7 protein-coding genes are annotated in these 11,515 nt (G+C 44.1%); 5 read left to right on the plus strand and 2 right to left on the minus strand.

Translation table 11 applies throughout. The features are described 5' to 3' along the window. Positions 1-27 precede the first annotated feature (27 nt). Positions 28-1,521 (minus strand): DUF1846 domain-containing protein, encoded by a 1,494-nt coding sequence (locus DW125_RS10570; RefSeq protein ID WP_117538101.1) that lies wholly within the window; start codon positions 1,519-1,521, stop codon positions 28-30. Between the two features lie 181 nt (positions 1,522-1,702). Here DW125_RS10570 and ftsH point away from each other — a divergent pair, with 181 nt between their 5' ends. From ftsH to DW125_RS10590, 4 genes are all read left to right on the plus strand, one after another. Beyond that, positions 1,703-3,601 (plus strand): ATP-dependent zinc metalloprotease FtsH, encoded by a 1,899-nt coding sequence (ftsH, locus tag DW125_RS10575; protein ID WP_021861290.1) that lies wholly within the window; start codon positions 1,703-1,705, stop codon positions 3,599-3,601. A gap of 189 nt (positions 3,602-3,790) precedes the next feature. Continuing rightward, positions 3,791-5,629 carry an excinuclease ABC subunit UvrC gene (gene uvrC / locus DW125_RS10580; RefSeq protein ID WP_117538102.1) on the plus strand — a complete coding sequence of 613 codons (1,839 nt, stop codon included), beginning with the start codon at positions 3,791-3,793 and terminating at the stop codon, positions 5,627-5,629. A 71-nt stretch (positions 5,630-5,700) separates the two neighbouring features. Continuing rightward, positions 5,701-6,636 carry an HPr(Ser) kinase/phosphatase gene (gene hprK, locus DW125_RS10585; RefSeq protein WP_021861292.1) on the plus strand — a complete coding sequence of 312 codons (936 nt, stop codon included), beginning with the start codon at positions 5,701-5,703 and terminating at the stop codon, positions 6,634-6,636. Between the two features lie 2 nt (positions 6,637-6,638). Continuing rightward, positions 6,639-7,574 (plus strand): ROK family glucokinase, encoded by a 936-nt coding sequence (locus DW125_RS10590; RefSeq protein ID WP_117538103.1) that lies wholly within the window; start codon positions 6,639-6,641, stop codon positions 7,572-7,574. 110 nt (positions 7,575-7,684) lie between these two features. Here the strand turns inward: DW125_RS10590 and DW125_RS10595 are convergent, their stop codons facing one another. Continuing rightward, positions 7,685-10,384, minus strand: coding sequence for a transglycosylase domain-containing protein (locus DW125_RS10595; protein ID WP_117538104.1), 2,700 nt, complete (start codon positions 10,382-10,384; stop codon positions 7,685-7,687). A gap of 212 nt (positions 10,385-10,596) precedes the next feature. On the opposite strand from DW125_RS10595, the gene DW125_RS10600 reads away from it, so the two are divergent. Then, positions 10,597-11,250, plus strand: a complete 654-nt coding sequence (locus DW125_RS10600) for a YigZ family protein (RefSeq protein ID WP_117538105.1) — start codon at positions 10,597-10,599, stop codon at positions 11,248-11,250. Positions 11,251-11,515: the final 265 nt, after the last annotated feature.

The following is an 11,515-nucleotide window of genomic DNA, read 5'->3' on the forward strand; positions in this document are numbered from 1 at the left end:
AGTATGCTCCAAAAAAATACTTAAAAATTATACACCCTTTTTCGGAAAAAATACAGAATTATTTTCATATTTTGCTTCAAAAGTTGCTTGAACCGAAAGTTTCATAAACTGCTTGCGGTCAACATCACCTACCATTACGGAAGTATGAGCCTGGCAGCCCTTCAGATTCGGAAGCTGTTCCAGTGCTTTCTGTGCATCCGGATCGGAAGCTGCACTGACAGACAGCGCAATAAGCACTTCGTCTGTGTGAAGACGTGGGTTCTTGCTTCCAAGATACTGAGTCTTTAAAGTCTGGATCGGTTCAATTGCTGCCGGAGAAATAACCGGACGATCATGTGGAATGCCGGCAAGCTCTTTTAAAGCATTTAAAAGAAGAGCAGCGCATGCGCCGAGCAGATCGGAAGTCTTGCCTGTGACCATACGACCATCATGCAGTTCCATTGCAGCAGCCGGAGCACCTGTTTCTTCGGCACGTTTCATTGCAGCGTCAACAACCGGACGGTCATGAACGGTGATGCCTGCCTGGTTCATCAGCATCTCGATCTTGTATACTTCTTCATCCGAACATGCACCGGCAAGGGCACGTCTTCTGGAATCATAGTAACGGCGGATGATCTCCTGATTGGAAGCTTCTTTGCATGCCTCATCATCACAGATACAGTTACCTGCCATGTTGACGCCCATATCTGTCGGTGATTTGTATGGACTCTTTCCATAGATTCGTTCAAACATCGCATTCAGGACAGGGAAGATCTCCACGTCACGGTTGTAGTTGACGGTTGTCTTTCCATATGCTTCCAGATGGAACGGATCAATCATATTGATGTCGTTGAGATCGGCTGTTGCCGCCTCGTAAGCGAGGTTGACCGGATGCTTGAGCGGGATATTCCAGATTGGAAATGTTTCAAATTTGGCATAACCGGCACAGATCCCGCGTTTGTGTTCATGGTAGAGCTGTGACAGGCAGACAGCCATCTTGCCGCTTCCAGGTCCCGGCGCTGTTACGACGATCAGCGGGCGGGAAGTTTCGATATAATCATTTTTGCCATAGCCTTCGTCACTTACAATGTGTGGAATGTTGGAAGGATAGCCGTCGATCGGATAGTGGTTGTAAACTTTGATGCCGAGTTTTTCCAGTTTGTTCTTAAATAAAGCAGCACTCTGCTGTCCACTGTATTTGGTAATTACGACACTGCCGACATACAGTCCGTGGCCTTTGAAAATAGACATGAGGCGCATAACATCTACATCATAAGTAATGCCAAGGTCTCCGCGGACTTTGTTTTTCTCAATGTCTTCGGCACTGATGACAATGACGATCTCTGCCTGATCGCTTAGCTGCATCAGCATACGCATCTTGGAGTCTGGCCGGAATCCCGGAAGTACACGGGATGCGTGAAAGTCATCAAATAATTTGCCGCCAAATTCCAGGTAAAGTTTGTTGTCGAACTGGGCGATACGTTCCCGGATATGAGCGGACTGCATCTGTAAGTATTTTTCGTTGTCAAATCCTATGTTCATTATTCAATCCTCTTAATAACGTTATATTAAAAATATTTCATAAAAGTGTAAATTTCTGTATGAACTATTTTCTATCCAAGTATACTACAGGATATGGGAAGTTTACAATCTTTTCATAAATCTTTTATTGATTTCCGGGTGGGCTGTCCTTATAATTATGTAATGTAATAGGAGGAAGAATATGGACAACCAGAATAAGAAAAATCAAGATCCTAAAAAGAACAACCGACAGGGCTTTTCATTTGTCATTTTAGTGACTCTGATCACGACGATACTTGTGCTGGCACTTTACCAGTTTCAGGGACAAGGATCCGAGACAGAGATCAGCTACGACAAGTTTTTAAAATATGTCGATGCAGGAAAAGTAGACAAAGTTGAGATCGACAGTGATAAACTGATCATCACAATGAAGAAAGAATCCGGAGACCGGATTGCGAAGAAGTATTATACAGGAGTTGTCAAGGACGATCAGCTGTCTGACAAACTGTATAAAGCGCATGTAGAATATAACGCAAAGATACCGGATACAACATCCGCAGTCATGCTCCAGCTTCTCGGCACATTCCTTCCGGTGGCATGTCTGGTGGCACTGATCATTTGGACGACAAAGCGTATGTCTAAGGGTGGCGGCATGATGGGAATCGGCAAGAGCAATGCCAAGATGTATGTGGAGAAGCAGACCGGAGTTACATTTAAGGATGTAGCAGGACAGGATGAAGCAAAAGAATCTCTGCAGGAAGTCGTAGATTTTCTGCATAATCCGGGAAAATATACAAGTGTTGGTGCGAAACTTCCGAAAGGTGCACTGTTAGTCGGACCTCCGGGAACCGGTAAGACATTACTTGCAAAAGCGGTCGCCGGAGAAGCGAAAGTACCGTTCTTCTCACTCAGCGGTTCGGCTTTTGTTGAGATGTATGTGGGTGTTGGAGCTTCCCGTGTACGAGATCTGTTCAAACAGGCACAGCAGATGGCGCCGTGTATCATTTTCATTGATGAGATCGATGCAATCGGTAAGAGCCGTGACAACCAGATGGGAAGTAACGATGAGAGAGAACAGACACTGAACCAGCTCCTTGCAGAGATGGACGGATTTGAGAGCAATAAAGGACTTGTTCTGTTGGCGGCAACGAACCGTCCGGAGATCTTGGATCCGGCGCTGTTAAGACCGGGACGTTTTGACAGACGTATCATTGTTGAAAAACCTGATTTAAAAGGACGTGTGGAAGTATTAAAAGTTCATTCCAAAGATGTCCGTATGGATGAGACGGTTGATCTGGAAGAGATCGCACTGGCAACTTCCGGTGCTGTCGGATCAGATCTTGCCAATATGATCAATGAAGCTGCGATTAATGCAGTCAAACATGGCAGACATGCGGTATCGCAGGCAGATCTGTTTGAGGCTGTAGAAGTTGTACTGGTCGGCAAGGAGAAGAAAGACCGTATTATGAGTCAGGAGGAACGAAGAATCGTTTCCTACCACGAAGTCGGACATGCATTGGTGAGCGCACTTCAGAAGGATGCAGAGCCGGTACAGAAGATTACAATCGTACCACGTACGATGGGAGCACTCGGTTATGTTATGCAGACTCCGGAGGAAGAGAAGTATTTGAATACGAAGAAAGAACTGGAAGCAATGTTAGTTGGTATGCTTGCCGGACGTGCTGCAGAAGAGATTGTATTTGATACGGTTACGACAGGTGCTTCAAACGATATCGAGAAAGCAACACAGGTAGCAAGAGCGATGATCACGCAGTATGGTATGAGTGAGAAGTTCGGACTGATCGGACTGGAATCGGTACAGAACAGATACCTGAACGGAAGACCGGTTTCCAACTGTGGAGCAGAGACAGAATCTGAGATTGACAAAGAAGTCATGAAGATGCTAAAAGAGGCCTACGAGCAGGCGAAGACATTATTACAGGCACACAGAGAAACGTTGGATAAGATTGCTGCATTCCTGATCGAGAAAGAGACCATTACAGGTAAGGAATTTATGCAGATATTACATGAAGTGGAAGGAACCGATCCGGAAGAGAAGAAGGCATCCGGCGAAGAACGAATTGCAATGAAAGAAGTATAAGAGATTGTAAGTATACAAAATGGGGCAGATTTTATCTGCTCCATTTTTCTTATCTGCGTACTCTTTTTTGCTTGCATAGAGAAAATATGATTTCTGTTATAATGAAAAGCCTTCTGCAAGACCTTGCTTACAGACCTTTTTTCCGATACAATAATTACGATGTGAATCAGAAAAAGAAAGGGAAGACAAATGTTTGATATACCTGAAGAGTTAAAAAAACTTCCGGGAAAACCGGGAGTATATATCATGCATGATGAGACAGATATGATCATATATGTCGGAAAAGCGATCAGCCTTAAAAATCGGGTGCGTCAGTATTTCCAGAGCAGCAGGAATAAAGGCGCAAAGATTGAGCAGATGGTAACGCATATCCGGAGATTTGAGTATATCGTTACGGATTCTGAACTGGAAGCGCTTGTTCTGGAATGTAATCTGATCAAGGAACACCATCCAAAGTATAATACGATGCTTATGGATGATAAGGCGTATCCATTTATCAAAGTGACAGCGGATGAAGCATATCCAAGAATAATGCTGGCGCGAAAGATGATAAAAGACAAAGCGAAATATTTTGGACCATATACAAGTGCCGGTGCAGTAAAAGATACGATCGAACTGATCCGCAAATTATATCATATCCGGAGCTGCAATCGTAAACTGCCAAGGGATACGGGAAAAGAACGCCCATGCCTGAATTATCACATTCATCAGTGCGATGCGCCCTGTCAGGGATATATAAGCCAGGAAGCGTATCAGAAGTCCGTGCAGGAGGTACTGCATTTTCTGAATGGGAATTATGACATTATATTAAAGAGATTGGAAAAACAGATGCAGGATGCGGCAGAAGTACTGGAATTTGAGAAGGCAGCAGAATACAGGGAGCTATTGTTCAGTGTGCAGAAGATTGCGCAGAAGCAGAAGATCACGGACACAGCAGGAGAAGACAGAGACGTTATTGCTATGGCGACAGAATATGCAGATGCGGTCGTGCAGGTTTTTTTTATCCGTGGAGGCAGACTGATCGGAAGAGATCATTTTTATTTAAAAACAGCGCCGGGAGAGACAGAAAAAGAAACACTGACCAGCTTTATCAAACAATTTTATGCAGGAACACCGTATATTCCTTCGCAGCTTATGCTTCCGCAGGAAGTGGAAGACCAGGAACTTCTGGAAGAGTGGCTGAGCAAGAAAAAGGAACGGAGAGTCCACCTGATCATTCCGAAAAAAGGGCAGAAAGAGAAACTTGTTGAATTGGCTGAAAAGAATGCCGCCATGGTATTACAAAAGGACAAGGAACGGCTGAAAAGAGAAGAAGGACGGACGATCGGAGCTGTCAAAGAGTTGGAAAAAATACTCGGACTGTCAGGCATTTCCAGAATGGAGGCATTTGATATTTCCAATACAAGTGGTTTTGCTTCGGTAGGCTCCATGGTTGTGTACGAGCGGGGCAAGCCAAAGAAAAACGATTACCGTAAGTTCCGTATCAAGAACGTACAGGGACCGGATGATTATGCCAGTATGGAAGAGGTGCTGACGCGCAGATTTACCCATGGTCTCAGAGAACAGGAAGAAGGAAAAGAGCTGGGAGGATTTACGGTATTTCCAGATCTTATACTGATGGATGGTGGACGCGGACAGGTAAATATTGCAGAAGAGGTATTGCAAAAACTTGACATTTCGATCCCGGTATGTGGAATGGTAAAAGACGATCATCACCGCACAAGAGGGCTGTATTATAAAAATGTGGAGCTTCCGATCGACATACATTCAGAAGCATTCCGGCTGATCACCAGAATTCAGGATGAAGCACACCGTTTTGCTATTACCTTCCACAGACAACTGAGAGGAAAAGGACAGGTACATTCGATTCTGGACGACATTCCGGGAGTAGGGCCGGCAAGAAGAAAAGAACTGATGAAGCATTTTGAAAATATAGATGCAATAAAACAAGCATCTGTAGAAGAGCTTCAGAAACTGCCATCAATGAATAAAAAATCAGCAGAAGATGTATACAAATTCTTTCATTGATATGATATAATATTGTGTGTTATTTTTTGCACAATTAAGAAATACTGGAAAGAAAGGGTGGAGGAAACAGTATGGTAAATCAAGTGAAATTAAGTCAGATTGTAGAGCGGTTTGACCTAAAGAATCTGACTCCGGATGTAGATTATACAAAAACAGGAGTTTCCGTTCCGGATGTAAACCGTCCGGCATTGCAGCTTACTGGATTTTTCGAACATTTTGCATCAGAACGTGTGCAGATTATCGGATATGTAGAATACACATATCTTCAGAATATAGAAGAAGAGAAAAAAGAGAAAATCTATGACATGTTATTGTCTTATGAGATTCCGTGTATTGTATACTGCCGTGGTTTAAAACCGGAACCAATGCTTCTTGAGAAAGCAAATAAGGCAAATATTCCGGTATTTTCTACAGGGGTCAATACATCTACATTTACGGCTGAGATCATCCGCTGGTTAAATGTAGAACTGGCGCCTTGCATTTCGATTCATGGTGTACTTGTTGATGTATATGGTGTCGGTGTGCTGATCATGGGAGAGAGTGGAATCGGTAAGAGTGAGGCGGCGCTTGAGCTGATCAAGCGTGGACATCGTCTTGTAAGCGATGACGTTGTAGAAATCCGCAAGGTCAGTGATGATACACTGGTAGGTAAGGCGCCGGATATTACGAGACATTTTATTGAGTTAAGAGGAATCGGCATTGTAGATGTGAAGATGCTGTTTGGTGTACAGAGTGTAAGAGAGACACAGAATATCGATCTTGTTATCACATTAGAAGATTGGAATCGTGATAAAGAATATGACAGACTGGGACTGGAAGAAGAATATACAGAATTTCTTGGCAATAAAGTTGTATGTCATCAGTTACCGATCCGTCCGGGACGTAATCTCGCTATCATTGTTGAGACTGCGGCAATCAACCACAGACAGAAAAGTATGGGATATAATGCTGCACAGGAATTATACAAACGTGTGCAGGAAAATATGGCTAAGAAACAGGGAGAATAATCATGAAATATTGTTTTGGTGTAGATATTGGCGGAACAACTGTGAAGATGGGATTGTTCCAGATCGATGGTGTACTTCTGGAAAAATGGGAGATTCCATCCCACACAGAAAATGAAGGCGCTGCGATCCTTCCGGATGTTGCCGCTTCTATAGAGGAACTTTGTGAGAAAAAGAAGATTGCAAAGGATCAGATCGAAGGAGTAGGAATCGGTGTTCCGGCTCCGGTGACGGAAGTGGGGATTGTACAGAATACAGCGAATCTCGGATGGGGTTATAAGGAAGTTAAAAAAGAAATGGAAGAGCTGACCGGTCTGAAAGTCAGACTGGGAAATGATGCCAATGTAGCAGCCCTTGGCGAGATGTGGCTTGGGGCTGGAAAAGGTGAGAAGAATATCGTCATGGTTACGCTGGGAACAGGTGTAGGCGGTGGCGTAATCCTGGAAGGACATCCTCTGGTTGGTACGAATGGTGCCGGTGGGGAGATCGGTCATATCTGTGTGAATGAAACAGAGACAGAAACCTGTGGCTGTGGAAAAAAAGGATGCCTGGAGCAGTATGCTTCCGCTACAGGTATTGCAAGACTTGCAGCACTGCGTCTCGCAAAGGATGCAAAGTCCAGCCTGTTACGCAGTCAGGAACATGTAGATGCAAAAGCAGTATTTGATGCATTAAAGGCACAGGATGAAGTTGCAGAAGAGATTGTAGAAGAATTTGGAAAATATCTTGGACATGCACTTGCTAACATTGCAGTTGTTGTTGATCCGGCAGTAATCGTAATTGGTGGAGGTGTATCAAAGGCAGGAGAGATCCTTCTTGACTATATTGTCAAGAACTACAGAGCAAATGCATTCTTTGCAAATCAGGATGTACAGTTTAAACTTGCAGAATTAGGAAATGATGCAGGAATATGCGGAGCTGCAAAACTAATCTTTGACTAAAATTGCAGAATTAAAATTGCAGAGATCATAAAATAAAAAAATAGCTGAGCAAATGAAAAAGCATTCGGTTCTACAAACCCAATGCTTTTTTACTATTCATTTATTGATGATTAATTACCATGTCCGCCGGTGCCGCCACCAGTGCCGCCACCAGTGCTGTCACCAGAGTTGCCACCGGTATTACCGCCAGAGTTGCCACCGGTATTACCGCCAGTATTGCCACCAGAGTTGCCACCGGTATTACCGCCAGAGTTGCCACCGGTATTACCGCCAGAGTTGCCACCAGAGTTACCGCCAGAGTTGCCACCGGAGTTGCCGCCAGAGTTACCGCCAGTATTACCGCCAGTATTACCGCCAGAGTTACCGCCAGTATTACCGCCAGAGTTGTTGCCGGTATTACCATTGTTCGTATCACCGGTGTTACCGTTATTGCTGTTATTATCATTGTTATAATTGGATCCACTGTCGTAGCTGGAATGTCCCGGACAGGTCTCTGTAGGTACGGTGTCTTCCGTGAAGTATTCTGTCTCGGTCGGACATCCGGAACGCGGAAGCTTACCAGTAATGCTACAGACAGATACTTTTTCCAGTCCTGCGTTTGTATCAAAATCTTTTGATTCAAGATTCTCATGGATACGGCTCATAATTCCTTTCCAGAGACGGAAACGAAAGCTTGTGTCATAGCCGCATTCCTTGTTGTCATCGTATCCACCCCATACGGCACAGGTGTAATAAGGAGTGAAGCCACAGAACCATAAGTCCTTGTTGGAAGTTGTTGTACCGGTTTTACCGGCAGTTGCCATATTGTCTAACTGGCAGGAACGTCCTGTACCTTCTTTAACAACACTTTGTAATGCGCTTGTAAGAAGAGAAGCAGTGCTTTTTTTGACTGCTCTGTGGGATGAACCAGGATTCTCTAACAGAACATTCCCATCATGATCTACGATTTTCGTGTAAAGGGTAGGTGTGTTATATTCACCGCCGTTAGCAATGGAAGCATATGCAGCGCAGAGCTGATAGTTGTAAACACCTTCTGTGATACCACCAAGTGCAAGTGTCTGGTTAACATCACTGAAGATCTTTCCGTTGATTTCTTTGTTCTTAACAAGTGTACTGATTCCAAATTTGTCTTTACAGTATTCATAGCCCAGCTGTTGTGTGATCTCATCACTGACCTTGACTGCGCAGACATTGATGGAATTGGCGATAGCAGTACGATAAGTAACAGTTCCTTTGTAAGAACGGCTGGCATTTCGCACGCTTTTGCCATTTTTATAACTGTAAGGCTCATCAACAACGGTAGAAGAAAGTGTCTTGCCACATGCATCAATTGCAGGTGCATAAGCTGCCAGAACCTTGAATGTAGATCCAGGCTGACGTTTTGCACCCTTGTAAGCACGGTTCAGACTGAGGCTGGATCCTTTGGCACCACGTCCACCTACCATAGCTTTGATCTCGCCGTTGCTCTGATCCATCAGAGTAACGGAGGCCTGAGGCTGTGGAGTAATGTTCATTACTTCGTTATATTTGTCTCCTTTTTTGGCGATGGTCTTCTTCCATTCTTTTACCATACGCTTTGCTTCTTCTTTACTGGAGTATAAAAGCCCCTGTGATTTGCCGTATTTCTTCTGGACGTATTTTTTTACATGGCCAGAGCTGTAATTCTTAACAGAACCGTCAGCACGGGTTACGGTAAGGGCATAATCCAGACCGTATTCCTTAAGTCCGGGATAGTTAGAGTCTTTGTTCATCTCTTCATCACAGATCTTCTGCATCTTTTTGTTTTGGGTAGAATAGATGCTTAAGCCGCCACTGTAGAGAGCATTGTATGCCTGTGCATCTGTGTATCCGAGCTGTTCTTTCAGATCGTGGATAACCTGGTCAGAAAGTGCATCTACAAAATAGCTGGCAGCGTTATTATTATCACTGTTTTTCTTGTTGGCTTTCTGAATACGTGCATAAACTTTGTCTTTCTTTGCCTTGTTATATTCTTTTTTTGAAATATAACCCTGTTCAAGCATGTTTTTCAGAACGTTGTCTCGTCTCTTGGCATTGGCATCCGGATGTGTTACCGGATTGTAGCCGGATGGATTCTGAGTGATCCCGGCAATAACCGCACATTCAGATAATGTAAGCTTGGACACATCTTTTCCAAAATAACGCATGGATGCGGACTGTACACCAAGACAGTTCTGTCCAAGGTTGATCGTATTCATATAACTTTCCAGAATCTCATTCTTGCTCATCTGCTTCTCAATCTGTAAAGCAAGATACTGCTCCTGGAACTTACGCTCTAATTTGTCTGCAAATGTCTTCTCGTCTACAAAGTTCGGGAAAACATTATTCTTGATGAGCTGCTGTGTCAGTGTACTGGCACCCTGTTCGGAACCGGTCAGTGTGGAAACTGCTGCACGGGCGATACCCTGTAAGTCGATACCATTATGTTTGTAAAAACGTTCATCCTCAATTGCAACAAATGCGTGAGCCAGATTATCCGGAATATCATCAATTGTTTTGTAAACACGGTTTGAACCGGAAGCTACAAAACGGTGTGTTTCCGTTTTACCGTCATCTGCATAAACAAAAGTTGTAAATCCCTGCGGTTTGACATCGGAAGGGGATACCTCAGGCGCATTGTTTATGATACGTTTTACAAATAATCCGCCGCCGATGATACCAATCACTCCGACCAGCACAATACAGAGCAGCAAAGCTTTGAACAGGCGGACGCCGACGCGTTTCCCTTGCATGGCAGATTTGGATGTTATTCGTTTCTGCTGCCTGGCAGCCTTTCTTTTACCATAATTCATGAGTTTTTGCCTCCTTCATACCACGTCATTATAGCAAAGATAGTCTTTGAAATAAAGAAAAAAATGAAAACTTCATATTTTGGTAGGAAAATCTTAAGAAATTCGGTATTATAATAAGTAAGTGTATTTTTCGGGCTGTTTTATCATGAGTGACTGTCTGATGTAAAAGGAAAGTATCATCAGCTCGTGCAGGAAAGAAAGGAACAAAAATAATGGCATTAGAATATAAAATTGTATATACCGGCGGTGAAGCCGAAATTGTAGAAAAGAAATCTCGTTTTATTGCAACTGTAAGTCCGGTGAAGACAGAAGAGGAAGCGCTTGCTTTTATCGAAGCTACAAAGAAAAAATACTGGAATGCCAGACACAATTGTTTTGCCTATATTGTTGGAGAGCAGCAGGAGCTGATGCGGTGCAGTGATGATGGGGAGCCGAATGGTACAGCCGGTAAACCGATGCTGGATGTGCTGACTGGTGCGGGACTTCATCAGGTTGTAGTAGTTGTTACAAGATATTTCGGAGGAACACTTCTTGGAACAGGAGGACTGGTACGGGCATATTCGTCTTCGGTGCAGGCAGGACTGGCTTCTTCCCAGATTGTAACCAGAATTTCAGGATCTAAACTTCAGATTACAACGGATTATACCGGACTTGGTAAAATCCAGTACATATTAGGAGAGAACGGAATTCAGATTCTGGATACGCAGTATACGGATCAGGTTGTGCTGGAAGTGCTACTGTCCGATGAGCAGCTGGCGCCGGTGCAGGCGGAGATTACAGAAGGAACTTCCGGGCAGGCAAAGATGGAAGTGGGAGAGGCATGTTTCTTTGCGGAAGTTGACGGAAAAGAGCAGGTGCTTGAGTAGTGGGAAAAGTTTCCTCGGTCATGGCTGTCGCCATGCATAGAAGTAGTGAAAGCAACGAGCAAGAACCTCGAAACCACCTGCGGTGTTTCCTCGGTCATGGCTGTCGCCATACACAGAAGTAGTGAAAGTAACGAGCAAGAACCTCGAAACCACCTGCGGTGTTTCCTCGGTCATGGCTGTCGCCATACACAGAAGTAGTGAAAGTAACGAGCAAGAACCTCGAAACCACCTGCGGTGTTTCCTCGGTCATGGCTGTCGCCATACA

It is taken from the genome of Dorea sp. AM10-31 (assembly GCF_003435815.1).
Classification (GTDB): Bacteria; Bacillota; Clostridia; order Lachnospirales; family Lachnospiraceae; genus Dorea_D; species Dorea_D hominis.